Annotated in this window: 23 protein-coding genes; 18 read left to right on the forward strand and 5 right to left on the reverse strand. The window is 72.5% G+C overall.

From position 1 onward, the window contains the following. Window positions 1–48 precede the first annotated feature (48 nt). The 4 genes from BLW82_RS35325 to BLW82_RS35345 all read left to right on the forward strand — a co-directional run bounded on the left by BLW82_RS35325 (window position 49) and on the right by BLW82_RS35345 (window position 4,898). Window positions 49–1,659: a sensor histidine kinase gene (locus BLW82_RS35325; RefSeq protein WP_371131441.1), complete on the forward strand. Its 1,611-nt coding sequence runs from the start codon at window positions 49–51 to the stop codon at window positions 1,657–1,659. After that, on the forward strand, window positions 1,656–2,348 hold the full coding sequence (locus BLW82_RS35330; protein ID WP_093505419.1) for a response regulator: 693 nt from the start codon (window positions 1,656–1,658) through the stop codon (window positions 2,346–2,348). Before BLW82_RS35325 ends, BLW82_RS35330 begins: the two co-directional genes overlap by 4 nt. 741 nt (window positions 2,349–3,089) lie before the next feature. Further along, the gene (rpe, locus tag BLW82_RS35340; RefSeq protein WP_093505421.1) at window positions 3,090–3,776 is read left to right on the forward strand and encodes a ribulose-phosphate 3-epimerase; all 687 of its coding nucleotides are present in this window, start codon (window positions 3,090–3,092) and stop codon (window positions 3,774–3,776) included. 78 nt (window positions 3,777–3,854) lie between these two features. After that, the gene (locus BLW82_RS35345; RefSeq protein ID WP_177233172.1) at window positions 3,855–4,898 is read left to right on the forward strand and encodes a sugar-binding transcriptional regulator; all 1,044 of its coding nucleotides are present in this window, start codon (window positions 3,855–3,857) and stop codon (window positions 4,896–4,898) included. Between the two features lie 87 nt (window positions 4,899–4,985). On the opposite strand, the gene BLW82_RS35350 is transcribed toward BLW82_RS35345, so the two are convergent. Next, window positions 4,986–5,576, reverse strand: coding sequence for a TetR/AcrR family transcriptional regulator (locus BLW82_RS35350; protein ID WP_093505425.1), 591 nt, complete (start codon window positions 5,574–5,576; stop codon window positions 4,986–4,988). A gap of 63 nt (window positions 5,577–5,639) precedes the next feature. After that, window positions 5,640–6,956 carry an MFS transporter gene (locus tag BLW82_RS35355; RefSeq protein ID WP_093505427.1) on the reverse strand — a complete coding sequence of 439 codons (1,317 nt, stop codon included), beginning with the start codon at window positions 6,954–6,956 and terminating at the stop codon, window positions 5,640–5,642. Window positions 6,957–7,382: 426 nt separating this feature from the next. On the opposite strand from BLW82_RS35355, the gene BLW82_RS35360 reads away from it, so the two are divergent. The 4 genes from BLW82_RS35360 to BLW82_RS35380 all read left to right on the forward strand — a co-directional run bounded on the left by BLW82_RS35360 (window position 7,383) and on the right by BLW82_RS35380 (window position 11,514). Next, a complete protein-coding gene (locus BLW82_RS35360) occupies window positions 7,383–8,348 on the forward strand; it encodes a Dyp-type peroxidase (RefSeq protein WP_256216053.1) in 966 nt (321 codons plus the stop codon). Window positions 8,349–8,353: 5 nt separating this feature from the next. Then, entirely contained in the window at window positions 8,354–9,022 is a 669-nt protein-coding gene (locus BLW82_RS35365) for an alpha/beta hydrolase (RefSeq protein WP_218162390.1), read from the forward strand. Window positions 9,023–9,334: 312 nt separating this feature from the next. Further along, complete coding sequence (locus BLW82_RS35370) at window positions 9,335–10,777, forward strand: GuaB1 family IMP dehydrogenase-related protein (RefSeq protein ID WP_177233173.1); 1,443 nt, start codon at window positions 9,335–9,337, stop codon at window positions 10,775–10,777. A gap of 284 nt (window positions 10,778–11,061) precedes the next feature. Beyond that, window positions 11,062–11,514, forward strand: a complete 453-nt coding sequence (locus BLW82_RS35380) for an Lrp/AsnC family transcriptional regulator (protein ID WP_046726552.1) — start codon at window positions 11,062–11,064, stop codon at window positions 11,512–11,514. Window positions 11,515–11,685: 171 nt separating this feature from the next. Here BLW82_RS35380 and BLW82_RS35385 read toward each other — a convergent pair whose 3' ends face one another. Continuing rightward, window positions 11,686–12,426: a GntR family transcriptional regulator gene (locus BLW82_RS35385; protein ID WP_093505437.1), complete on the reverse strand. Its 741-nt coding sequence runs from the start codon at window positions 12,424–12,426 to the stop codon at window positions 11,686–11,688. A 237-nt stretch (window positions 12,427–12,663) separates the two neighbouring features. Here BLW82_RS35385 and BLW82_RS35390 point away from each other — a divergent pair, with 237 nt between their 5' ends. The 10 genes from BLW82_RS35390 (at window position 12,664) to BLW82_RS35435 (ending at window position 24,018) form a co-directional block, all read left to right on the forward strand. Then, complete coding sequence (locus BLW82_RS35390) at window positions 12,664–13,824, forward strand: ABC transporter substrate-binding protein (protein WP_093505439.1); 1,161 nt, start codon at window positions 12,664–12,666, stop codon at window positions 13,822–13,824. Continuing rightward, window positions 13,821–14,720, forward strand: coding sequence for an ABC transporter permease (locus tag BLW82_RS35395; protein ID WP_093505441.1), 900 nt, complete (start codon window positions 13,821–13,823; stop codon window positions 14,718–14,720). The genes BLW82_RS35390 and BLW82_RS35395 overlap by 4 nt, the downstream gene beginning before the upstream one ends. Next, on the forward strand, window positions 14,705–15,523 hold the full coding sequence (locus tag BLW82_RS35400; RefSeq protein ID WP_093505443.1) for an ABC transporter permease: 819 nt from the start codon (window positions 14,705–14,707) through the stop codon (window positions 15,521–15,523). Before BLW82_RS35395 ends, BLW82_RS35400 begins: the two co-directional genes overlap by 16 nt. Before the next feature lie 5 nt (window positions 15,524–15,528). After that, entirely contained in the window at window positions 15,529–16,605 is a 1,077-nt protein-coding gene (locus tag BLW82_RS35405; RefSeq protein ID WP_093508442.1) for an ABC transporter ATP-binding protein, read from the forward strand. Window positions 16,606–16,647: 42 nt separating this feature from the next. Next, window positions 16,648–18,099: an HAD-IA family hydrolase gene (locus tag BLW82_RS35410; protein WP_093505445.1), complete on the forward strand. Its 1,452-nt coding sequence runs from the start codon at window positions 16,648–16,650 to the stop codon at window positions 18,097–18,099. Between the two features lie 96 nt (window positions 18,100–18,195). Then, entirely contained in the window at window positions 18,196–20,496 is a 2,301-nt protein-coding gene (locus tag BLW82_RS35415; RefSeq protein ID WP_093505447.1) for a sensor histidine kinase, read from the forward strand. Continuing rightward, a complete protein-coding gene (locus tag BLW82_RS35420) occupies window positions 20,486–20,941 on the forward strand; it encodes a roadblock/LC7 domain-containing protein (RefSeq protein WP_093505449.1) in 456 nt (151 codons plus the stop codon). The genes BLW82_RS35415 and BLW82_RS35420 overlap by 11 nt, the downstream gene beginning before the upstream one ends. A gap of 7 nt (window positions 20,942–20,948) precedes the next feature. Beyond that, window positions 20,949–21,329 carry a DUF742 domain-containing protein gene (locus BLW82_RS35425; protein WP_093505451.1) on the forward strand — a complete coding sequence of 127 codons (381 nt, stop codon included), beginning with the start codon at window positions 20,949–20,951 and terminating at the stop codon, window positions 21,327–21,329. A 148-nt stretch (window positions 21,330–21,477) separates the two neighbouring features. Next, the gene (locus BLW82_RS35430; protein WP_093505453.1) at window positions 21,478–22,266 is read left to right on the forward strand and encodes a carbon-nitrogen hydrolase family protein; all 789 of its coding nucleotides are present in this window, start codon (window positions 21,478–21,480) and stop codon (window positions 22,264–22,266) included. A gap of 54 nt (window positions 22,267–22,320) precedes the next feature. Further along, entirely contained in the window at window positions 22,321–24,018 is a 1,698-nt protein-coding gene (locus tag BLW82_RS35435; RefSeq protein ID WP_093505455.1) for a flavin monoamine oxidase family protein, read from the forward strand. 104 nt (window positions 24,019–24,122) lie between these two features. Here the strand turns inward: BLW82_RS35435 and BLW82_RS35440 are convergent, their stop codons facing one another. Both BLW82_RS35440 and BLW82_RS35445 read right to left on the reverse strand, forming a co-directional pair. Beyond that, on the reverse strand, window positions 24,123–25,052 hold the full coding sequence (locus BLW82_RS35440; protein WP_093505457.1) for an LLM class F420-dependent oxidoreductase: 930 nt from the start codon (window positions 25,050–25,052) through the stop codon (window positions 24,123–24,125). Between the two features lie 85 nt (window positions 25,053–25,137). Next, a complete protein-coding gene (locus tag BLW82_RS35445; RefSeq protein ID WP_093505459.1) occupies window positions 25,138–25,833 on the reverse strand; it encodes a DUF5995 family protein in 696 nt (231 codons plus the stop codon). Window positions 25,834–25,917: the final 84 nt, after the last annotated feature.

Here is a 25,917-nt window from a genome sequence, read left to right on the forward strand (position 1 = left end):
GAGTTCGTTGTGGTCACCGGTTTTCGGCGTCATAGCCTCGCGGGCGAGATGCTGGCGCTGCAGCTCGCCATCGTCGTGGTCGTGCTGCTGGCGGTCGCGGCGCTCTCGCTCGCCCAGTCGGAGGCCACCTTCAGCCGGGTCGAGGGCCGCCGCGTGAGTGCGCTGGCCGAGCAGTTGGCTGCCAACCCACTGGTGCGCAACCAGCTCCCGCGTCCGGCGCCGGAGGAGACGCTGGCCCCGCTGACGCATTCCACGCTGGTGCAGTCCGGGGTCACCTCCGTGACGATCGCCGACTCCTCCGGGCGCATCGTCAGTTCGACCAACCCGACGGTCATCGGTGACCGGCTGCGGCTCGGACCGGGGGTGGCCCGCGGACGAGGCTGGTCCGGCTCGCTCACCTGGGACGGCAGCCGCGAACTGGTGGCGCAGGTGCCGGTGCTCGGCGCGGCGAGCGGGGACCTGGGGCGGACCCTGGGCATCGTCATGATCGGGGAGGCGTCCCCGACGGTGTGGCAGCGGCTCAGCGGTGCGTCTTCCTATCTCCTCGCCTACCTGGGCATCGCCAGCGGGCTCGGTCTGGCCGGCTCCTGGCTGCTGGCCCGACGGGTCAAACGGCAGACGCTCGGTCTGGAGCCGCGCGAGATCACCGGCCTCGCCGAGCACCGCGAGGCCATGCTGTACGGGATCGCCGAGGGCGTGGTCGCCCTGGATCCCCAGCAGCGCCTCACCCTGGTGAACGAGGTGGGCAGACAGCTGCTCGACCTGCCCGAGGAGTGCGTGGGCCGGACGCTGGACGACCTTGGCATCGACGGCCGTCTGCACGACGTGCTCACCGGCACCCGGCCCGAAGCGGAGCACGGACCCGACGAAGTGGTCATACGGCACGGTCGCGTGCTGGTGATGAACAGGATGACCGTCACGAAGAACGACCGCCTGCTCGGCTCGGTGACCACGCTGCGGGACCGCACCGAACTGGCTCGGCTGGAACGCGAGATCGGGTCCTTCCGCAGCACGTCCGAGCTGCTACGGGCCCAGACGCACGAGTTCGCCAACCAGCTGCACACCATCTCCGGACTCATCCAGATCGGCGAGCAGGACGAGGTCGTACGCTACGTCCGTGCGCTCACCCGGCGCCGCCAGTCCCTGGACATGACCATCGGCCGCCGCATCCACGATCCCGCCATCGCCGCCCTCCTCATGGCGAAGGACTCCCTCGCGGCCGAACGCAGGATCACCCTGAGGATCTCGGACGTCACCTCCCTCGGCCGGCTCGCCTCGGAGGACGCCGCCGACGTGGCGACCGTGGTCGGCAACCTGGTCGACAACGCCATCGACGCCGCAGCCGGAAGCGGCCTCGACGACCGGGAACCCTGGATCGAGGTCGAACTCCGGCAGGACGCGTCCAGCGTGGAGATCGTGGTGTGCGACTCGGGCCCGGGCGTGGCTCCCGAACTTGCCCAGGAGGTCTTCCACCACGGGTTCACCACCAAGGCCGCCGCGGAGGGCGAGCGTGGCATCGGCCTTGCCCTCACCCGGCTCGTCTGTGAACGACGGGCCGGGGAGATCAGGGTGACCAACACCGCCGAAGGCGCCCGGTTCACCGCGCGCATGTCCGTGAGCCACTCAACGGAAGCGATCGAGGAAGGAGCAACACGTTGACGGACACCTCCGGCACGATCGATGTTCTCGTCGTCGACGACGACTTCATGGTGGCTCGGGTCCACCGCACCTTCGTCGAGAGGGTGCCGCCGTTCAGGGTCGTCGGCACCGCGGGCACTGGTGAGCAGGCCATCAGCGCGATCGACGAACTGCGCCCGGATCTCGTTCTCCTCGATCTCTATCTGCCCGATGTCTTCGGCCTGGACGTCATCCCGCGGCTGCGCACCGCGGGACACGACTGCGACATCATGGTCATCAGTGCTGCGCGCGAGGCCGACACCGTGCGCGGCGCGCTCCGCCACGGTGTCGTGGACTACCTGCTCAAACCCTTCGACTATGAGGACATGAAGCCCCGCCTGGACCGGTACGCCGCACGGCGCGGCCGGCTTCTCACCGCGGTGGTGCGCGGCCAGGCCGACATCGACCGGGTTCTGTCCGCAGGGTCTGTCCCCGCTGCTGTCGCCAGACTCCCGAAGGGCCTGAGCGTGGAGACCGCCGACCTCGTCGAACGCACGCTCCGCGAGGCGGACGGCACCCTGTCGGCCGCCGAGTGCGCGGCCGCCGCCGGTATCTCCCGCGTCAGCGCCCGCCGTTACCTGGAGCACTTCCACACCACCGGCACGGCGGACGTCTCCCTGCGTTACGGCGCCGCCGGCCGGCCCGAGCGGCGGTATGGCTGGCGAGACTGAGAGACGGGTGCTGCTGAGCGTACGACGCGCCGCCGACACCGGCGCGGTCGTGGCGCCGCTGCGTTTGACCGCCGCCTAGCCGATAACCGGCTCCACACCAACGACTTCGGACACCACGTCATGGCCCTGGCAGCCGATCTGGCGTGCCTCACCGGTACCCCGCACGGGTCAGCCGAGAACGACACGACGAGGTCCATGGCACCGGTTGTGGCGGGACGGCGGTCCACATGCTCTGCCTCCCGCGGCCCGAGCGGGTCGCGTTGCCGCCTGTCCCCACGCTGTCTGGAAAAGCCGGCCGCGTACTTCGAGCAGGGCCCGGCCGCGCACGGCTGGGTGGAGGACCAGGCGCGGACGGCCGCCCGGGTGGCCACGCTGCCGATGCACCGGCTCGGCTTCAGCCCTCAGGTGCCCGCGCGGCGGTTCGCCGAGTGCGACAGCAGGCCGTCACCGGCGGCCGCCCCAAGGACGCACCTGGGGCCGGCACCGCCGCACCCCGGTCGTGACGGTGGGCGGACGACGCTCAGGACGGCTGTCTGTGGCCGCATCCGCCGACAGCGGACCCGCGGCCCAACCGCCGAAGAAGGCTCCGTGCAGGCCGAGGGAGGCTGCGGCCGGGCAGCGCCCCGAAAGGGGCGCAGGGGAGCTGCGCGAGCAACCCCCACCCGCCCGCGGCCGACACTAAGCCGCAACCACTCCGAACCCCATTCGGCCCACCCCGTCGGGGCATGGCACGCTTGGGGCATGGCCGTGCAGATCAACCCCAGCATCCTGTCCGCCGACTTCGCCCGCCTCGCGGACGAGGCGAGGGCGGTCGAAGGCGCCGACTGGCTCCACGTCGACGTCATGGACAACCACTTCGTCCCGAACCTCACGCTCGGTGTGCCAGTCGTAGAGTCCCTGGCCCGTGCGACGGACACCCCGCTGGACTGCCACCTGATGATCGAGGCCCCTGACCGATGGGCGCCGCAGTACGTCGAAGCGGGGGCCTCCTCCGTCACCTTCCACGTGGAGGCGGCGGCCGCCCCGGTGCGGCTCGCCCGGGAGATCCGGGCGAAGGGCGCCCGCGCGTCCATGGCGCTCAAGCCCGCCACGCCCATCGAGCCGTACGAGGACCTGCTCCCCGAGCTGGACATGCTGCTGGTCATGACGGTGGAGCCGGGCTTCGGCGGCCAGTCGTTCCTCGACATCATGCTGCCGAAGATCCGCCGCACCCGGGAGTTGATCAGCAAGCACGGACTGGAGCTGTGGCTCCAGGTCGACGGTGGAGTTTCCGCGTCGACGATCGAACGGTGCGCGGACGCAGGAGCCGACGTTTTTGTGGCAGGTTCCGCGGTGTACGGGGCAAACGACCCGGCAGAGGCGGTACGTGCACTACGCACCCAGGCGGCGACGGCCACCGCCCAGGCGTCGTGGGCGTGCGACCACTGAGGTACGGGAACGTGAACGGCTCCGATCAGGGCTGATCAAGTGCGCCGGATCTGCAAGGATGAACGGCGTATCCAGAGTGTGAACAGCAGTGAGGAGATGGCCGTGTCGGGTATGTCGGCGGGCCGGTCAGCCATGCGGATGGGACCCGCAGAGCTGGTGCAGGCGGCGGCCATGGCCCGCCGCTTCTACCTCGAAGGCAAGTCCAAGATCCAGATCGCGGAGGAGTTCGGCGTCAGCCGCTTCAAAGTGGCCCGGGTACTGGAGACTGCCCTCGAAAGGGATCTCGTACGCATCGAGATCCGCGTACCGGCCGAACTGGACGCCGAGCGCTCGGACGCGCTCCGTGCCCGGTACGGACTGCGGCATGCCGTCGTGGTCGAGTCCCCGGCCGAGGCGGAGGAGACCCCCGACCCCGAGAACCTCGGCGAGGTCGCCGCGGACCTGCTCGGCGAACTCGTCAGCGAGGGAGACGTACTCGGCCTCGCCTGGGGCCGGTCCACCATCCACATGGCGGCGGCGCTGGACCGGCTGCCCCCCTGCACGGTGGTGCAGTTGACCGGCGTGTACGACGCCGGGACCTCCGAGCGCGGCTCGGTCGAGGCGGTCCGGCGCGCCGCCCAGGTCTCGGGCGGCGACGCGCATCCCATCTACGCCCCGATGCTGCTGCCGGACGCGGCCACCGCGGCGGCGCTGCGCAACCAGACCGGGATCGCCCGGGCCTTCGAGTACTTCGACAAGGTCACCGTCGCCTGCGTCTCCATCGGTTCCTGGGAGCCGGGTATCTCCACGGTGCACGACATGCTCAGCGACGAGGAACGCGCGCACTACGCCACGCTGGGCGTCGCCGCCGAGATGGCCGCGCACCTCTTCGACGCCGAGGGCCGCCGGGTCGGGCGCGACCTGGGGGAACGCTGCATCACGGTCAAGGCCGACCAGTTGCGCCGGATCCCGGAGGTCGTCGCGATCGCGGGCGGGCAGCGCAAGGCGGCCGCGATCGACGCGGTGCTGCGGTCGGGGCTGGTCACCAGCCTCGTCACCGACACCTCGGCGGCCGACTACCTGATGACGGCGGGCACCCCTCCCAAGCCCGCCCTGAACCGCGCGGACCCGGACGGTCCCTGACCGGAGGCAGGGGGCACGGCAGTGCCGCGGCGGCCGGCGTGACAACGCTGCCGCGGCGGACGAGCAGGCCCGCAGCGGGGAGGGCTCTCACTCCTCGGCGGGCAGCGCCGCGTCGATCAGGACGGCGGCCGCCTCCCGGGCGACCGCACCCACCGACGGGTCGCGGTCCATCCGTGCGGCCACCACACTCCCGTCGTAGAGCAGGCGCAGGCGGCGGGCGAGTGCCTCCGGATCCGGGGCGCCGGCGTCCCGGGCGAGGTCGGTGAACAGGGCGCGGACCCAGGCGCGGGAGACGTCGGAGGCCTCCTCGATGGTGCTGCCGTGCTTGGCCTCGGCGCTGGCCGCCATGAACGCGCACCCGCGGTAGTCCCGCTCGGCGAACAGTTCGGTCTGCGCGTCGAAGACGGCCAGCAGCCGGTCCCGCGGGCTGCCGGCGCCGTCGACGGCCCGCAGCAGCCGCTCCGTCAGCCGGGTGTGCCGGGAGTCGAGGTAGGCGCGGATGAGCTGGTCCTTGCCGCCGAAGGTGTTGTACAGCGAGGCCTTGGCGACCCCGGCGCGCTCGATGATCCGGTCGATCCCGACCGACTGCACGCCTTCCGCGTAGAACAGCTCGTTCGCCGCCGAGAGCAGGCGCTCCCGGGCGGTGGGGGCCTTGGCATCGGCCGACGTCCTCGTCATGCCACTCACCTTCCCGACACTTCCGGATTCCGAGTCTATGGCTGACTGGACCGGTCTACTCAGTCATCGTGTCCGTGTGACGTGCTCGGGCTGCTCCGCCCGGACCGGCACCGTCTGCGTGCCGCCGGACGCCACCTTCACGCCGGGCGCGATCTGCGGCCTGCCGCGCACCAGCAGGGCGGCCAGGGCCAGCAGCGCGAGGCCGATGACCACCGCGCCGTACTCCTCGGAGGTCGGGACCAGTCCGCCCCCGTGCACGACCAGCGTGCCTGCGGCGACCGAGGGGACGCCCATGCCGAGGTAGGCGACGACGAAGAGCAGGGACAGCACGCCCGAGCTCTCGTGCGACTTGGCCAGCGGCAGCACGGTGCGGATGCCGCCCTGGAAGCCGCTGCCGAAGCCGAGGCCGGCGACGGCCGTACCGACGAAGAACAGCGCCGGAGCGCTCCGGTCGACGGCGAGCAGGGTCAGGGCGACCCCGGCGACGAGCGCGCCGATGCCGGTGTACATCACGGTCGTGGACTGTGCCTTGCGCAGCGCGAGGACCGAGACGGCCGCGACGAACGCGAGGACGAAGAGGCCGAGACCGCCCCAGACCGCGGAGGTGGAGCCGACCAGGGTGCGGACCAGGGACGGGCCGAGCGAGCCGTAGAACCCGGCGAGGGCCCAGACGGCGAAGACGACGGGCGCCGCCGCGAGGACCGCGCCACGGACCGTGCGCGGGAGCCTGATCTCGGGCACCAGGCTGGCCAGGGCACCCGGCTGCTTGGTGACGGTCTCGTCGATCAGGGCGATGGCGACGGCCTGGGCGGCGAACACGGCCAGCAGGCCGAGGTAGACCGTGTGGGTGGGGGCGGGCAGGTACTGCACGACGAAGCCGCTGACCAGCGAGCCGGTCGCCGTGCCGAGGCCGGGGGCGAAGGCGTTGGCCATGGTGCCGCGGGAGCGGTTGATGTCCATCATCGCGGCCCCGACGGCGCCGAGCGCGGCGCCGGTGGACAGGCCCTGCACGACGCGGGCGACGAGGAGTTCGCCGACGCCCCCGGCGGTGGAGAAGAGCAGCATGGCGGCCGCCTGGGCGGCGATCGCGGTGATCAGGACCGGGCGGCGGCCGACGTGGTCGGACAGCTTGCCGAGGACGAGCAGGCCGGAGAGGACGGCGATCGCGTAGACGCCGAAGACGACCGTGGTGGTGATCGGGCTGAAGCCCCACTCGGCCTGGTAGGTCGCGTAGAGCGGGGTGGGCGCGCTCGATGCGGCCAGGAAGGAGACGACGACGGAGGCGAGCACGTAGAACGCCACGCGCGGGGGGATGGGCCTGCGCGCTGCCGTGGCGCGCTCGGTGCGCTCGGTTCGCTCGTGCGATGCGAGGTGGTTCATCGGAGATCCTTCGCGGGGACGGGGCCGAGGAGCGACGGTTCGGAGATACTGAGTGAGTAGACCGGTCTGTCTAACATGCCTGGTCAACCCTATAGACCGGTCTGTCTATTCCGGCAGGGGAAAGGTTCTTCGAGAATTCTCGGGCGCCGGCGCGGTCAGGCCGCGGCGCGGGGTTCGCGGAACGCCCGGCGGTGGGCGCTGCCCCTCGTCCCACCGCATCCCTCGGCGAAATGGACGGCGTGGGCCACCTGTCCCCGCTGAGGCACCGGACCTGGTCGCCCGGCACCTCGGCGGCTTCCTGCGCGCTTTGTGAGCCGCACGGCGCGGGGAAGGTCGCCGTCACTTGGAGCGTCTTCGCCGACTGAACGCCGTCAACCCCGAGTATGTGTACGGCAGGCCGTGTGCCCATCGCATCGGGAGGACGCGTTGACCACTGAACCCCAGTCCGTGCCGGAAGCCGAACCACAGCCGGTGCTCGGTCCGTTGACCAGCGCCGCGATCTTCCTGGTGCTCACCGTCCGCCCCGGCGGCGAGGGCGCGGCGCGAGAGGTGCTGGGCGATCTCCGTGCGCTGCAGCGCAGTTTCGGGTTCGGCGCGCCGGAAGCGGCGCTGAGCTGTGTGGCGGGGATCGGCTCCGAGGCCTGGGACCGGCTCTTCGACCATCCCCGCCCGGCGGAGCTGCACCCCTTCCGGCCCCTGGCGGGCCCCCGGCACACCGCGGTCGCCACCCCCGGCGACCTGCTCTTCCACATCCGGGCCACCCGCTTCGACCTGTGTTTCGGGCTCGCCGCCGAGATCATGCACCGGCTGCGCGACGCGGTGACCGTCGAGGACGAGGTGCCGGGCTTCAAGTACCTGGACGCGCGCGACCTGCTGGGCTTCGTCGACGGCACCGAGAACCCGGTCGGCGCCGCCGCCCGCAGGGCCGTCCTGATCGGCGCCGAGGATCCCGGCCATGCCGGCGGCAGCTACGTGGTCGTGCAGAAGTACCTCCACGACCTCGACGCCTGGAACGCGCTGCCCGTCGAGACGCAGGAGCGGATCATCGGGCGTACGAAGGCCACCAACATCGAACTGGAGGAGCCGGCCTCCCACAAGGGCCTGAACACGGTCACCGGACCGGACGGCGAGGAGCAGAAGATCCTGCGCGACAACATGCCCTTCGGCAGCCCCGGCGGCGGCGAGTTCGGCACCTACTTCATCGGGTACGCGCGGACACCTGACGTCATCGAGCGGATGCTGCGCAACATGTTCCTCGGCACCGAGGACGCCGCCCACGACCGGATCCTCGACTTCTCCACCGCGGTCACCGGCACCCTCTTCTTCGTGCCGTCCGACGACTTCCTCGACGACCTGCCCGCGCTCCCCGCGGCCGGCGAGGGGGGACGGTGAGAACGGTGTCCGCGCACGTGATCGTGCTGCCGGGCGGCGGCTACGTGCAGTACGCCGAGCACGAGGCGGAGCCGGTGGCCGAGTGGCTCACCGGGCTGGGGCTGGGCATCGAGGCGAGCGTCTTCCGCTATCCCCTCGGGGTCCGGCATCCGGCGCCCCTGGAGGCGCTGCGTGCCGAGATCCGGCGGCTGCGCGCCGCCGGGGCCGGCCGGATCGGGCTCGTGGGGTTCTCGGCGGGCGGGCACCTCGCGGGTCTGGCCGCCCTGGCGGCGGACGGCGACGCGCGGACGGCGGTGCAGTTCGCCGTGCTCGGCTACGCGGTCACCTCGATGGAGACCGAGACCTACCGGCCCGCCCGCGACGTCCTGCTGGGCGAGGACGCCCCGCCGGAACTGCGCCGGGCCACCTCGCTCGACGCGCTGGTGACCCCGTCGGCGCCCCCGTTCTTCCTCTGGCACACGGCCGAGGACCCGTACGTGTGGCCCCAGCACACCTACCGCCTGGCCACGGCCCTGGCCGCCCACGACGTGCCCCACACCGTGCACGTCTACCCGCACGGCCCGCACAGCCTGGGCCTCGCCCACGGCGCGGGAGAGGCCTCGACCTGGACCCGTTCGGCGGCGACCTGGCTGGCCGAACAGACCGCCCCCGCGACCCCACTCGGACGGCACTGAGACGACGAGAGCCCGCATCCGGTCACCCTCGACCTCGCCGGGGTCACCGACAAGGCCCGCCTCATGGACCGGGCCGCCTCCGCCCTCGACCTGCCACCGCGTCCGCCGACGAACGAACCCGCGCCGACCGTCGCCCTGGCCCAGGGGCGACCCCACCGAAGCCCCCTGTAGATTCCTCTGAACGGGCTCTGACCTGGCTGGACGTTCGTCCCGGGCATGACGCGCCGGCCGGCATGGGACAATGAAGTACGTGCTTTTCCCTCTGGCCGGCCGGTCCGGGGGTCACCTCTGATCGACTGGGATGTGCGGCACGTGCGTTTCCTCAATGACATCCAGCCCGCGTACGACCTGACGTACGACGACGTCTTCATGGTGCCGAGCCGCTCCGCGGTCGGCTCCCGTCAGGGCGTGGACCTCGGCTCGCCGGACGGCACGGGCACCACCATCCCGCTGGTCGTCGCGAACATGACCGCGATCGCGGGCCGCCGGATGGCCGAGACGGTGGCCCGGCGGGGCGGACTCGTCGTGATCCCGCAGGACATCCCGATCGACGTGGTCACCGATGTCATCACCTGGGTCAAGAGCCGCCATCTGGTCCTCGACACCCCGATCGTGCTGGCCCCGCACCAGACCGTGGCCGACGCGCTGGCCCTGCTGCCGAAGCGGGCGCACAACGCCGGTGTCGTCGTCGACGAGGACGGCCGCCCCGTCGGCGTCGTCACCGACCGGGACCTCACCGGCGTCGACCGGTTCACGCAGCTCGCCGAGGTCATGTCCCGCGACCTGCTCCTCCTCGACGCGGACATCGACCCCCGCGAGGCCTTCAACAAGCTGGACGGCGCCAACCGCCGCTACGCCCCGGCGGTCGACCGGGACGGCAAGCTCGCCGGCATCCTCACCCGCAAGGGCGCCCTGCGCGCCACCCTGTACACCCCGGCGACCGATGCGCACGGCCGGCTGCGCATCGCCGCCGCCGTCGGCATCAACGGGGACTTCGCGGACAAGGCCAAGCAACTGCTCGACGCGGGCGTCGACACGCTCGTCATCGACACCGCGCACGGCCACCAGGAGTCGATGATCAACGCGATCAGGCTGGTGCGCGGCCTCGACCCGCAGGTCCCGATCGCGGCCGGCAACATCGTCTCCGCGCAGGGGGTCAAGGACCTCGTCGACGCGGGCGCGGACATCATCAAGGTCGGCGTCGGCCCCGGCGCCATGTGCACCACCCGCATGATGACCGGCGTCGGCCGGCCGCAGTTCTCGGCGGTCCTGGAGTGCGCCGCCGAGGCGAAGAAGTACGGCAAGCACGTGTGGGCCGACGGCGGTGTCCGGCACCCCCGTGACGTCGCCATGGCCCTGGCCGCCGGGGCGTCCAACGTGATGGTCGGCTCCTGGTTCGCCGGCACCTACGAGTCCCCGGGCGACCTCCAGCAGGACGCCGACGGGCGGCTCTACAAGGAGTCGTTCGGCATGGCCTCGGCGCGGGCGGTGCGCAACCGCACGTCGGACGAGTCGGCCTACGACCGGGCCCGCAAGGCGCTCTTCGAGGAGGGCATCTCCACGTCCCGGATGTTCCTCGACCCGGCCCGGCCGGGCGTGGAGGACCTGATCGACTCGATCATCGCGGGCGTGCGGTCGTCCTGCACCTACGCCGGCGCCGGGTCCCTGGAGGAGTTCGCCGAGAAGGCGATCGTGGGGATCCAGAGTGCCGCCGGGTACGCGGAAGGCAAGCCGCTGCACGCCAGCTGGAGCTAGTGCCGCAACAGGCAATGTTCGCCCCGTCACGACGCCCGGCACGCACTCTCGCCGCACCGGACGGAAGCCCAAGTACATCCAGTACGAGGACTTCCGGCCGGCACGCCGAGAGCACGCACCGGACGCCGCTCCTTGACGGGCAAACGTTACCAACCTCTTGGCCGAGTACAACTAGCCGCTGCGCGGAGGCGCGGTGCCGGGCGGGTCGCCGTCGGGCCCGTGTTCTACTTCGTACACGGCTACCGCCGGTCCCGTCCTGCACCACCTGAAAGCTGAACGACCCCTTGCTGAACGATCTCGACGAACGCATCGTGCACGCCCTCGCCGAGGACGCCCGCCGCTCCTACGCGGACATCGGGCAACTGGTCGGCCTGTCCGCGCCTGCCGTCAAACGGCGCGTGGACCGGCTGCGCGCCACCGGAGCGATCACCGGCTTCACCGTACGGGTCGATCCCGCGGCCCTCGGCTGGGAGACCGAGGGGTTCGTCGAGATCTACTGCCGGCGCAACACGTCCCCGGAGACCATCCAACGGGGCCTGGAGCGCTACCAGGAGGTGGTCGCCGCGTCGACGGTCACCGGTGAGGCCGACGCCGTCGTGCAGGTCTTCGCCTCCGACATGCGGCACTTCGAGCGGGTGCTGGAGCGGATCGCGGGGGAGCCGTTCGTGGAGCGGACCAAGTCCGTGCTGGTGCTGTCGCCGTTGCTGCGCCGTTTCTCGTCCGGTGCGCCTGGGTGAGAGTGGCGTAGGGGCGCGGCCGAGTGCCGGGTGCGGGCCGGTGGGGGCTGGTCGCGCAGTTCCCCGCGCCCCTTTCAGGGGCGTCCACTCGGCGCCCCGTCAGGGGCGCGGGGAACTGCGCGACCAGCCACGAATCACCGGCACCCGCCACGCCACCGCACCCCCCGAGCCCTACTCCGCGGTCTTCCTCGCCAGCGCGTTGTTCCCGATGGAGTTGTGCACGCTGAAGCTCACCGCATCCGACCGGTAGCGGTCGTCGGACCATTCCACCGGCCGGCCCTCCCGCGTCGTCGTCACCCGTCGCACCCGCAGCAGCGGGCTCGTCCGGCGGATGCCCAGCAGCTCGGCGTCCTGCGCCCCCGCAGCCACCGCGTCGATGACGTGCTCGCCGTACGCGAAGACCAACCCCTTTTCCTCGTACAGGCGTTGCGTGACCGACGGGCAGTCCGGCTCTATCGCCTCGACCGCCGTGGAGATCCAGTCCGCGTACACCGTGCGCTCAAGCAACACCGGTTCGCCGTCGAGTCCGCGTACCCGCAGCACGTGCAACACGGGCGTGCCGAGGCCCAGTTGGAGGCGGACGCTGTCCTCCTGGCCGGCCGGCCGGTACTCCTGGGACACCACGTGTCCCGTCGCCGCACGGCCCATCGCCTTCGCCCACTGGGCGAAACTGCGCAGCTCCGCGAAGCTCTGGCTGCGGCGGCTGGCGAGGACCACCCGGCGGGCGCCCTGGCGGGAGCCGATCAGCCCCTCGGCGGTGAGCGCGGCGACCGCCTGGCGGACCGTGCCGCGGGAGACGCCGTACTCCGCGGCGAGTTCCGTCTCCGAGGGCAGCCGACTGCCGACGGTGTACTCCTCACGGTCGATGGCGCGCCGCAGCTCGTCGGCGATCTCCTCGTGTCGCGCCGTCATGCTTCCCCTCTGAGTAGGCCGCTGTGCACAGCGTGACCACCCTAATCGACGTTCCCAGGTGATTCGTGTCAGCCCGGGACCGCCCAGGAATGTGCAGGGAATTGGGGGCCAGGATTTTTCCGGAGTTCACAGTCCCGACACCCACGCCGGGCGTACTGTGAGCCAACTTGTTCAGACAAGTTCGCCGGGCGCCGCCCACAGCGCCACCCACCCTCGTGCGTACTCCCTGGAGAGACCGTGACCGTGTCCCTGCCGAGAACCGCCCTCCTCGGCGGCTCCCTCGCCGCCGTAGCCGCGCTCGCCCTCAGCGCCTGCGGCGCCGCCCCCGACAACGCGTCGTCCACCACCTCCGACGGCAAGAACGCCGCCACCGCCACCTCCGCCGCCGACCTCGGCGGCATGGACAAGTTGATCGCCGCCGCCAAGAAGGAGGGCGCGCTGCACATCATCGCCGTGCCCCGCGACTGGGCGAACTACGGCGCCATCATCGACGGCTTCCAGAAGAAGTACGGCATCAAGATCGAGGACGAGAGCCCCGACGGCTCCAGCCAGGACGAGATCAACGCCGTGACCTCGCGCAAGGGCCAGGACCGGGCGCCGGACGTGCTCGACCTCGGCTCGTCGTTCGCGCTCAGCGCCGCCCAGCAGGGGCTGCTCGCGCCGTACAAGGTGACCTCGTTCTCCGACATCCCCACGGGCCAGGCGGACCCGCAGGCCCGCTGGTACAACGACTACGGCGGCTACATCTCGATCGGCTGCGACGCGAAGCGGGTCAAGACCTGTCCGACCACCTTCGCCGACCTGCTCAAGCCGCAGTACAAGGGCCAGGTCGCCCTCAACGGCAACCCGACCAAGTCCGGTTCGGCGTTCGGCGGCGTCTACGCGGCCGCGCTCGCCGACAAGGGCTCCTTCGACGACATCCAGCCCGGCCTCGACTTCTTCGCCAAGCTGAAGAAGAACGGCAACTACACGCCCGTCGAGTCCACCCCGGCCACCGTCGAGAAGGGCGAGACGCCCATCTCCATCGACTGGGACTACCTGAACGCCGGTTACGCCGACGAGTTCAAGTCCAAGGGCGTCGACTGGAAGGTGGCCATCCCGACCGACGGCCAGTACGCCCAGTACTACTCCCAGGCCATCAACAAGGACGCCCCGCACCCGGCGGCCGCCCGCCTGTGGCAGGAGTACCTGTACAGCACCGAGGGCCAGAACCTGTGGCTCAAGGGCTACGCCCGCCCGGTCCTGATGTCCTCGATGGAGAAGGCCGGCACGCTGGACAAGACCGCCGCCGCCAAGCTGCCCCCGGTCACCGGCACGCCCACCTTCCCGACCGAGGCCCAGCAGGACAAGGCCAAGACGGTCCTCTCGACCGGCTGGTCGAAGGCCGTCTCCGGATGACGGCCACGCTCACGCGGGCCGACGTGGCGTCCGCCGCTTCCCAGAAGCGGCGGCGCCGCGCCCCCGGCTGGCTCGCCGTCGTCCCGCTCCTCGCCTTCACGGCCGTCGCCTTCGGGCTGCCGGCCGTCGCCATGCTGAACGGCGCCTTCACGGTCAAGGACCCGGCCAGCGGCGTGAGTTCGTACACCGCGAGCAATCTCGGCGACTCGCTCCAGGGGCCGTACCTCACCGCCCTCGCCGGCAGCGTCAAGCTGTCCGCGCTCTCCGCCGTCATCGCCGCCGTCCTCGGGCTGCCGCTCGCGCAGGCCGTCGTCAGCTCGCGCTCCCGGGCGCTGCGCGAGGCCGTGCTCACCGCTTCCGGCGTGCTCGCCAACTTCGGCGGTGTGCCGCTGGCGTTCGCGTTCGTCGCGACCCTCGGCAACGCCGGTGTGCTCACCGTGCACCTGCACCTCGCGGACCACGGCTGGAACCTGTACAGCTTCTGGGGGCTCGTCCTGGTCTACCTGTACTTCCTGATCCCGCTGATGGTCCTCACCATCACCCCGGCCCTCGACGGACTGCGCGCCCAGTGGCGCGAGGCCGCCCTCAACAACGGCGCCACCGGCGTGCAGTACTGGCGGTTCGTGGCCCTGCCCGTGCTCGCGCCCTCGCTGCTCGGCGGGCTGGTGCTGCTCTTCGGCAGCGCCTTCGCCGCCTACGCCACCGCCGCCGCGATGGTCGGCAGCGCGGTCCCGCTGGTCACCCTCCAGATCGCCGACGCCCTCTCCGGCAACGTCCTGGTCGGCCAGGAGAACGTGGCCCTCGCCCTGAGCCTGGACATGGTGCTGGTGGCCGGCGTGGTGATGGCCGTGTACCTGCCCCTGCAACGACGGAGCGCCCGATGGCTCGACGCCTGACCCCCTGGCGCTGGGCCGTCCTCGGCCTGGCCGCCCTCTACTTCCTGGTCCCGCTGGGCGCCTCCGTCCTCTTCACGGTGGACGTGCCCGGTCAGGGCGTCACCTTCGACGCCTACACCCAGATCCTGTCCGCCGACGGGTTCACCTCCAGCCTGCTGCTCTCGCTGGAGCTGGCCGTCGCCACCATCGTCGTCGTCCTGCTGCTGATGGTGCCCGCCGTGGTCGCCCTGCGGCTCGGCGCGCCCAGGCTGCGGCCGGTGGTCGAGATCGTGTGCTCGCTGCCGCTGGTGGTGCCGCCGATCGCGTTCGTCGCCGGCATCGTGACCGTGCTCAAGTGGGGGCCGGACTATTTGTCCAGGACCCCGCTGTTCGAGACGTTCGTCGCCGTCCAGAACCCGACCTTCCCGGTCGTCCTGGTCCTCGCCTACGTCGTGATGGCACTGCCCTTCGTCTACCGGGCGCTGGACGCCGGGCTGCGCGCGATCGACGTGCGCACCCTCGTCGAGGCCGCCCGAAGCTGTGGCGCCAACTGGCCGCAGGCCCTCGTCCGCGCCGTGCTGCCCAACCTGCGCGGGGCGCTGCTGAACGCGTCCTTCCTCACCCTGGCCCTGGTGCTGGGCGAGTTCACGGTCGCCCGGCTGCTGGGCTTCGAGCCGTTCGCCGTGTGGATCTACAACGTCGGCGGCTCCCAGGCCCAGATGTCCGTCGCCGTCTCCGTGCTCAGCCTCCTGGTGACCTGGGCCCTGCTCCTCGCGCTCGCCGGTGCCGGCGGCCGCGACCGAACCGCTTCCTCCCGGGGATGACCACCATGACCACCGCCACCCTTGAGAAGGCCGCCGAGAAGGCCGCGACCGTCGAGTTCCGGTCGCTGCGGCGCGAGTTCGGCGCCACCGTCGCCCTCGACGGACTCGACCTGACCGTCCAGCCGGGCGAGTTCCTGGCCCTGCTCGGCCCGTCCGGCTGCGGCAAGACCACCGCGCTGCGCATGCTCGCCGGCTTCGAACACCCCGACTCCGGCGCCGTCCTGGTGGACGGCGAGGACGTCACCCACGTCCCGGCCCACCGCCGCGACGCCGGGATGGTCTTCCAGTCGTACAGCCTCTTCCCGCACCTGAACGCCGTCGACAACGTGGCCTTCGGGCTGCGGATGCGCAAGGTGCGCACGAGTGAACGGCGGGCGCGGGCCGCCGAGTTGCTGGACCTGGTCGGGCTCGGCGACAAGGGGGAGCGGTTCCCGCACCAGCTCTCCGGCGGCCAGCAGCAGCGCATCGCGCTCGCCCGGGCCCTCGCCCTGCGGCCCCGCGTGCTCCTCCTCGACGAGCCGCTGTCGGCCCTGGACGCCAAGGTCCGGCTGACGCTCCGCGAGGAGATCCGCCGCCTGCAGCAGGAACTCGGCATCACCACCCTGTTCGTGACGCACGACCAGGAGGAGGCGCTGTCCGTCGCCGACCGGGTCGCCGTGATGCGCGCCGGGCGGCTCGAACAGTGCGCCGAACCCGCCGAACTGTACGGCCGCCCGGCCACCGCCTTCGTCGCCGAGTTCGTCGGCACGATGAGCCGGATCCCGGGGACGGTCCAGGACGGCACCGTCGAGATCCTCGGGCAGCGACTGCCGGTCGACGGGCAGGCGCCGGGCGCCGGCGAGGTCGACGTGCTCGTGCGGCCCGAGGCGGTCCAGGTGCGCGGGGACGGCGCCGGTACGGCCACCGTCGTCGCCACCGCCTTCCTGGGCGCGGTCGTCCGGGTCACCGTACGGCTCGCGGACGGCACCGAGGCCAAGGCCGACCTGCCCGCCCACGAGGCCGCCGAGCTGGGGGCCGGGTCCGCCGTGCGCGTGTCCCTGCCCGAGCGGCCGGTGCTCGTGGCGCCACGCGTCCAGAAGTGACGCTTCCCGAAGTCCCCCCACCACGTGAGGAATGACAACAACGTGACCCCCCACCCACGACTCCCGCTCCAGGCCGTCCTGTTCGACATGGACGGCACGCTCGTCGACACCGAGCGACTGTGGTGGGAGGCGGTGGCACAGGTCGCCGGGCGGCCGCTCACCGAGGCCGACGAGCCGGAGGTGCTCGGCCGGCCGGTGGAGCACACCGCCGGTTGGCTCGCCGCCGCCACGGGCCGGCCGGCCGCGGCCCTCGCCGCCGCGCTGCACCGGGAGTTCGCCGACCGCGTCCGCACCGGCATCGTGCCCCGCCCCGGCGCCCTCGCCCTGCTGGACGCGCTGGCCGCGGCCGGCGTCCCCACCGCCCTGGTGACCGCGTCCCCACGCGCGGTCGCCGATCTCGTCCTCGACGCCCTCGGCCCCGGCCGGTTCGCGGCGTCCGTCACCGCCGACGACACCGGCCGCACCAAGCCCGCCCCCGACCCGTACCTCGCCGCCTGCCGTGCCCTCGGCGTCGACCCGGCCGCCTGCGTGGCCGTGGAGGACACCGAGACCGGGGTCGCCTCCGCCGAGGCCGCCGGCTGTGCCGTGCTGGCCGTGCCCTCGCTCGCCCCGATCGGCGGCGCGCCCGGCCGGACCGTGCGGGACACGCTGGTCGGGGTCACCCCGAAGGAGCTGAGCGACATGGCCGTGCCGGAACTGCGGGTGATGTCCTGGAACCTGTGGCTCGGCGGCAGCCCGGTCGACGACCACCGGGCCAAACAGGTCAAGGCGATCATGGACGCGGGCGCGGACGTCGTCGGCCTCCAGGAGACCGCCGGGACCAGCGCGCGGGAACTCGCCGCCGCCCTCGGCTGGCACCACCACACGGCCGGCGAGAACCTCGGCGTCATCAGCCGCCACCCGATCACCGCCCGCCTCGGCGACCCGGATGTCGGCTTCTACGGCGCCGCCGGGGTGCGGATCGCCGTCCGCCCCGGCCGCGAGGTCGAGATCTGGACCGCGCACCTGCACTACACGCCGTACGGGCCCTACGAGTTCCACTTCGACGGGCTCGGCGCCGACCGGCTGACCGCCCACGAGGAGGTCCGGCTCGGGCAGATGCGGGAGACCCTGCGCCGGATCGGGGACACGGACGTACCCGTGGTGCTCGTCGGGGACTTCAACTGCCCGTCCCACCTGGACTGGCCGGCCGTCGAGTGGCCGGTGACCAGGGCCGCCGAGGAGGCCGGGTTCCGCGATTCCTACCGCGAGGCGCACCCCGACCCGGCCGCCGCGCCCGGCCACACCTGGTCGCCGATCCACCCCGTCCACGAGGACGGCAGCGGGCGGCCCGAACCGCAGGACCGGATCGACTACGTGCTGCACAGGGGGCTGCGCGTGCTCGGCTCCCGGACCTGGGTCGCCGGCACCCCGGCGCCCTGGCCCGAGGTGGCCGGCAACGACTGGCCGTCCGACCACGCTGCCGTCGTCACCACGTTCGCCGTCGAGCCGTGATCAGGGGTTACCCGGGGCAACCGTTGCGGACGGGGTGACGATCCCGTAGGTTGTGCGGGCCTCCCCATTACTGACTGGTAACACCGGTAGGTAACCATGCGCTGGCCCGGCCGACCCACCACCGTCCGCACGCGGATCGTGGCGCTCGCGCTCGCCCCGGTAGTCGCCCTGACTGCCCTGTGGAGCTTCGCCATGGTGTCCGTCACCGGCGAGCTGCGCGCGCTGATCCGCGTCCAGGGGGTGTACGACGACTTCGGCACCCCCGTCGACACCGCCGTCGGGCAGATCCAGATCGAACGGCGGCTGTCGGCGGCCTACCTGGGCGCCCGCACCGACCCGGCGGCCGCCGCCGGCCTGCTCGCCCAGCAGCGGCGCACCGACCGGGCGGTGGAGGCCATGCGGGACGCGATCCGGGACGGTGACCGCGGGCGCCTCAGCGACCGGCAGCGCGCGGTCCTCGACGCGATGGTCACCGCCACCGGCAGGCTGGAGAAGCTGCGCGGGCAGGTGCTGTCCCGGAAGATCTCCTGGGACGGCGCCGTCGCCGGCTACAGCGCCCTGGTGGAGCCCGGCTTCGACGTCGAGTCCGCCCTCAGCGCGCTCCAGGCCGGACAGCTGGCCCGGGAGTCCCAGGTCGTCGTCGAACTGGTGCGGGTGCGGGAGTTCGTCTCCCGCGAGGACGCGCTGGTCGCGGGAGCACGGGCCGCCGGACGGCTCACCGGCGGGCAGTACGACGCCCTCACCGCGACCGTCGAGGACCGGCGGGTCTTCCAGCGGACCTACGTCCCCGACCTGCCGGCGGACTCGCGGACCCTGTTCGAGACGTTCCAGCGCGGCGCGCTGTACCGCTCGCTGGTGCGCGGCGAGGACGCGCTGCGGCGGGCCGGCGCGGACCGGGCCGGTGCGGCCGTCGCCGCGGACACCTGGCGGTCGACCACCGACCGGGCCGTCAAACAGTACATGCTGCTGTGCACCCACGCCGCCCAGAACTCCGCCGCCCGCGGCCGGGCCTTCGCCTACCGGGAGCTGGCCAAGGCGGCCGTCGTGGGCGCGGCCGGGCTCGCGGCGGTGGGCCTGTCCCTGTGGTTCGCGGTCCGCGGGGCGCGCCGCGTCTCGCGCCGCCTGGAGCTCCTGCGGGACGCGGCCGACCTGCTCACCGCACGTCAACTGCCCGCCCTCATGGAGCGGCTGAGCGCGGGCGAGGACGTGGACGCGGTCACCGAGGCGCCGCCGCTGGCCGCGGGGGAGGCGGGGGAGGACGAGATCGGGGACGTCGCCCGGTCGTTCAACCGGGCGCGGCTGGCCGCGGTCGAGGCCGCGATCAGGCAGGCCACGCTGCGGCGGGGCCTGTTCGCGGTCCTCCTCAACATCGCCCGACGCAACCAGGCGCTCGTCCACCGCCAGCTGAAACTCGTCGACACGCTGGAACGGCGCACCGACGACCCGGCCGTCCTGGGCGAGCTGTTCCGCATCGACCACCTCACCACCCGGATGCGCCGGCACGCGGAGAGCCTGATCATCCTCTCCGGCGCGACCCCCGGGCGGCGCTGGCGGCGGCCCGTGCCGATCGCCGACGTGGTGTCCTCCGCGGTCGGCGAGATCGAGGACTACCCGCGGGTCATGGTGCCGCCGATGCCCGAGGTGGGCGTGGCCGCGGACGCCGTCGCCGACGTCGTGCACCTGCTCGCCGAGCTGCTGGAGAACGCGACGGTGTTCTCGCCGCCGCACACCCAGGTGACCCTGCGCACCGGCCGGGCCGGCCGCGGATTCACCCTGGAGATCGACGACCGGGGACTCGGCCTCGACGCGGACCAGCTCGCCGAGGCCGGCCGCACCCTGACCGACCCCGACGCCTTCGACCCGACCCGCCACGAGCGCCTCGGCCTCTACGTCGTGGGCCGCCTGGCCGCCCGGCACGGCATCGGGGTGTCCCTGCGCGAGTCGCCGTACGGCGGGACGACGGCGGTGGTGCTGCTGCCGGGGACGGTGCTGGCCGAAGTGGAGCCGGAGGGCGGCCGAGGGGACGGGGAGCGGGGCGGACGGCGGCCGTCCGCAGAGGAACGAGGACGAACGGCGTCCGTGGAGCGACACGGGCGCCGGCCCGCGTCGGCGGTCGGTGTGCTGGCGCAGTCCGGGACGGGGCGGTCCGAGACCTCCGCTCCCGGTACCGAACCGCCGCCCCCGGCCCTGCCCACCCGCACCCGCCAGGGCTCCCTCGCCCCCGAGCTGCGCACGGAGCAGGCTCCCGGCGTGGCGCGCGACCTGGACGCCGACGAGATGCGGGCGGTCTTCGGAGCCTTCCAGCGCGGCCTGGACCGGGGACGCAGAGGACTGCCGACCGGCCCCGAGGAGCCGGACCACACCGAGGAAGGGACGCGTGCCGACGATGACCAGTGACGACCGGCCCCAGCCGCCGGGCACCACGGCAGCCCCCGGCTCCGGGCCCGCGGCCCGGCCCGGCAGCGACCTCGGCTGGCTGCTCGACGACCTCGTCGCCCGGACCGAGCACGTCCGGCAGGCCGTGCTGCTCACCGCCGACGGACTGCCGCTCAGCCACTCCGAGGGGATGCGGCGGCGGGACATCGAGCACCTCGCGGCCGTCTGCTCCGGCTTCCACAGCCTGGCCCGCTCCGCGGGGGACCGGTTCGACGCCGGGGAGGTGCGGCAGACCATGGTGATGCTCGACGACGCCTACCTCTTCGTCACCCCGGCCGGGCACGGCAGCCGGCTCGCCGTGCTCAGCGACGTCCGCACCGACGTCGGCCAGCTGGCCCACGAGATGGCCCTGCTGGTCCGCCGCCTCGGCCGGCACCTCGACGCGGCCGCACGCTCGGCCCCCTGATCCTCCGGTGAGCGACGAGCACTGGTACGAGGACGAGACCGGGTCCCTGGTCCGCCCCTACACCGTGACCCGGGGCCGTACCGAGCCCTCCGGCAAGCACTCCATCGATCTGCTGTCCCAGGTCACGGCCCTCGAAGCGGACGCGTCCCAGGCGGCGGTCGACCATGCCCGCGCCGCGCTGCTCGCCCTGGTGCGCCGCGGGGCGCGGCCCGTCGTCGAGCTCGCCGCGGACGCCGACCTGCCGCTCACCGTCGTACGCGTGCTGCTCGCCGATCTCGCCGAGGCCGGACTGGTCCGCATCGGGGAGCCGCGCCGGGTGGCGGCGGCCGGGGCCGCCGCCGACCCCGAACTGCTGAAAGTGATCGTGGAGCGGCTGCGGGAGCTGTGACCCCGCGCAACGAATCGCCACCGGACCCCCGTCCCACGCAACGAACCGCTCGGCCACGCGCAACGGCTCAGCCTTGTCCGGTCCGGCCCGCCGACCGTACGGTCTAACTGACCCCCCAGACCTCCTTCCGTACCCGGTGAGGATCCGCATGCGCACCGCCCTGCTCCAGAGCTCCGGCCGCCCCGGCTCGACCTTCGAGAACCTCAAGGTGCTCGACGAGGCCGCCGGCCGGGCCGCCGCCGCGGGCGCCGCGCTGCTCGTCGCCCCGGAGATGTTCCTCACCGGCTACGCGATCGGCGACGACATCGCCCGCCTCGCCGAGCCGGCCGACGGCGACAGCGCGGACGCGGTCGCCGAGCTGGCCCACCGGCACGGCCTCGCGATCACCTACGGCTACCCGGAGCGCGACGGCGACCAGGTCCACAACTCCGCGCAGCTGATCTCCGCCGACGGCACCCGGCTCGCGAACTACCGCAAGTCCCACCTCTTCGGCGGCTTCGAGCGGGACCACTTCACCCCGGGCGACCAGCCGGTCGTCCAGGCGCGGCTGAACGGCCTCACCGTCGGGATCATGATCTGCTACGACGTGGAGTTCCCGGAGCTGGTCCGCGCCCACGCCCTGGCCGGCACCGACCTGCTGCTGGTCCCGACGGCGAACATGCACCCGTTCGAGATCGTCGCCGAGTCCCTGGTCCCGGTGCGGGCCTGGGAGAACCAGATGTACGTCGCCTACGCCAACCGCGTCGGCCAGGAAGGCGAGTTCGAGTTCTTCGGGCTCTCCGCGCTGGCCGGACCCGACGGGGTCGCCCGCGCCCGGGCCGGCCGCACCGAGGAACTCGTCCTCGCCGACCTCGACCCCGCCCTCCTCGCCGCCTCCCGCGAGGCGAACCCGTACCTGAAGGACCGCCGCCCCGGTCTCTACGGCTCCCTGGCCTGACCTCCCCCCGCCCTTCTTCACCCCTTTCGCTTTTTCGCAAGGAGTCCGTACCCCATGACGTCCACGGTGCCCAACGCCGTCGAGCACGCCGACGAGCAGCAGCCGCCGATCACCATGTTCGGCCCGGACTTCCCCTACGCCTACGACGACTTCCTCGCCCACCCGGCGGGCCTCGGCCAGATCCCGGCGACCGAGCACGGCACCGAGGTCGCCGTCATCGGCGGCGGCCTGTCCGGCATCGTGGCGGCCTACGAGCTGATGAAGATGGGCCTGAAGCCGGTCGTCTACGAGGCAGACAAGATCGGCGGCCGGCTGCGGACCGTCGGCTTCGAGGGCTGCGACCCCGCACTGACCGCCGAGATGGGCGCGATGCGCTTCCCGCCCTCCTCCACCGCCCTCCAGCACTACATCGACCTGGTGGGCCTCGAGACCCGGCCCTTCCCCAACCCCCTCGCGGAGGCGACCCCCTCGACCGTCGTCGACCTCAAGGGCGAGTCGCACTACGCCGAGACGGCCGAGGACCTCCCGCAGGTCTACCGGGACGTCGCCGACGCCTGGAACAGGTGCCTGGACGAGGGGGCCGACTTCTCCGACATGAACCGCGCGATGCGCGAGCGCGACGTGCCGCGCATCCGCGAGATCTGGGCGAAGCTCGTCGAGAAGCTCGACAACCAGACCTTCTACGGCTTCCTCTGCGACTCCGAGGCCTTCAGGTCCTTCCGGCACCGCGAGATCTTCGGCCAGGTCGGCTTCGGCACCGGCGGCTGGGACACCGACTTCCCCAACTCCATCCTGGAGATCCTGCGGGTCGTCTACACCGAGGCCGACGACCACCACCGCGGCATCGTCGGCGGCTCCCAGCAGCTGCCGCTCAGGCTCTGGGAGCGCGAGCCGGAGAAGATCGTGCACTGGCCGTACGGGACGTCGCTCGCGAAGCTGCACGAGAACGGCGAGCCCCGGCCCGCCGTGACCCGGCTGCACCGCACCACCGGCAACCGGATCACGGTCACGGACGCCAACGGCGACATCCGCACCTACCAGGCGGCGGTCTTCACCGCCCAGTCCTGGATGCTGCTCGCCAAGATCGCCTGCGACGACTCGCTCTTCCCGATCGACCACTGGACCGCGATCGAGCGCACCCACTACATGGAGTCCTCGAAGCTGTTCGTGCCCGTCGACAGGCCGTTCTGGCTGGACAAGGACGAGGAGACCGGCCGGGACGTCATGTCGATGACGCTCACCGACCGCATGACGCGTGGGACCTACCTCCTGGACGACGGGCCGGACAAGCCCGCCGTGATCTGCCTCTCCTACACCTGGTGCGACGACAGCCTGAAGTGGCTGCCGCTGTCCGCGCACGAGCGGATGGAGGTCATGCTGAAGTCACTCGGCGAGATCTACCCGAGGGTCGACATCAGGAAGCACATCATCGGCAACCCCGTGACCGTGTCCTGGGAGAACGAGCCCTACTTCATGGGCGCGTTCAAGGCCAACCTGCCCGGTCACTACCGCTACCAGCGGCGCCTGTTCACGCACTTCATGCAGGACTCGCTGCCCGACGACAAGCGGGGCATCTTCCTCGCGGGCGACGACATCTCCTGGACGGCGGGCTGGGCCGAGGGCGCCGTCCAGACCGCGCTGAACGCGGTCTGGGGCGTCATGCACCACTTCGGCGGCACCACCGACGCGGCCAACCCCGGCCCCGGTGACGTCTACGACGAGATCGCGCCGGTCGAGCTTCCCGAGGACTGAGCGCCCCGAAGGGGCGCTGGGGGTGCCCCCGGCCGAAGACCGGGGGAGGAACTGCCCGACCAGCCACGACGGTGCCGCAGACGACCGGCGACAGGGCGGGCCGCTCAGACCCCGGCGGCCCGCGCCTTCTCGTAGACCTCGGCGCCGACGTCCTTGAGCTCCTGGGCGTCGCGCGGGGTGGCCTCCAGGTCGATCAGGATCTCCTCCAGACCGACCGCCGCGTGCGCCACCAGGTCCTCGACGATCTGGTCGACGCTGCCCTGGAAGGGGCTGCGGTCGGAGCCGTCGTACGCCTTCGGCGTGTACGTGGCGTTGACCCGCAGGACCGTCTGCAGCGGTTCCGTCCGGCCGCGTTCGGCGGCCAGGTCCTGCACGCCCTGCCACTGCGCCGCGAGCTGCTCGGCGCCCAGGCCCACCGGCAGCCAGCCGTCGGCGCGGTCGACCAGCCGGGTCAGGGCCTTCCGGTTGCTCGCCGCGAGCAGGATCGGGATCGGCCGGGCGGGCTTGGGGCCGACCACGGCGGAGGCGATCTTCGTGAGCTGCCCGTCGTAACGCACCGGGTCGGGTCCCCACACCGCCCGGCAGACGTCGATGAGCTCGTCGAGCACCTTGCCGCGCTCCTCGAACGGCCGGATTCCGGCGGCCGCGTACTCGTCGAGCGACCAGCCCGTGCCGAAGCCCGCCAGCACCCGGCCGCCGCTCGCCGCGTCCAGCGTCGCCAGGGACCGGGCCAGCTGGAAGGGGTTGTGCAGCGGCGCCACGAGGACACTGCTGCCCAGCCGCACCCGCTCGGTGACCGCGGCGGCCAGGCTCAGCGTGACCAGGGGCTCGGCCACGCTCCGGTACTCGTCGGGCCAGGGGAGGCCCGGGACGTTGTAGAGGCCCTGGGTGGCGGGCTCCGGGAACAGGGCCCGCTCGAAGACCCACAGGCTGTCGTAGCCGATCTGTTCGGCGGCGCGGGCCACGTCGGGAACGTCGGTGCCGAGGGAGTACTGCCGCATCTGGGGAAGGCCGAAACCGAGCCGGGTGGTCATGCCGGTGCTCCTTTGCAGTCGGGTGCCTGCTGTCAACGCAGGGCGGCCGTCCGGGGATTCCGGTGCGGGGGTGGGGGAGGTCGGATCAGGCCACCCAGCCGCGCATCGGGGTGAGCAGCATCCGGCCCGTCAGGCCCACCGCCGCGTCCAGCCGCTCGGTGAACTCCTCGGCCAGGTCCCCGAACCCGCGCAGCGCCCACAGCGCCCGGGCCGCCGCCCAGGTCGCGTCCCGGGCCCGCTCCAGGCTCCAGGAGCCGAGCAGATGCGTCAGCGGGTCGGCGATCTGGAGCAGGTCGGGACCCGGCATCAGGTCCTCGCGGACGCGCTCCTCCAGCGAGACGAGCAGGTCGCCCACGCGGTCGAACTCGTCCTCCAGGTCGGCCGGTTCGCGGCCGAGCGTGTGGCAGGCGTCCACGACGGCCAGCGCCAGGTCGTGCCCGATGTGCGCGTTGATGCCGGCCAGCGCGAACTGCAGCGGGCGGACTCCGGGATGGCGGCGGAACTGGAACAACGGCCGCCAGCAGGCCGGGGGCCGGCGGCCCGCCGCCTCCGCGTCCACGGCGGCCAGGTAGCGCTCGGCGAACCGCACGTCCAGGGTCGCCGCGGCTCGGGGGTCCGCGAACCGGCCCGCGTCCAGGCGCCGTTCGACCTCCTCCGTGACGGCGAGGTAGACACGGTTGAAGACCGCGATCCCGTCCCGCCCGGGCAGGGCCGTGTCCAGGGCGCGCATCCGGGCGACGACGGTGCCGACCGGAGCGGTGAGGTGGTGCAACTGCGCCATGGGAGAAGGGTCCCAGCTCCGCCCCGGCGCGCGTGCCGACGGGCCCGGCGCTTCCCCGGAACGGGGGAACGGGCCCGTCGGGCG

The sequence above is a fragment of the Streptomyces sp. Ag109_O5-10 genome (assembly GCF_900105755.1).
GTDB lineage: Bacteria > Actinomycetota > Actinomycetes > Streptomycetales > Streptomycetaceae > Streptomyces.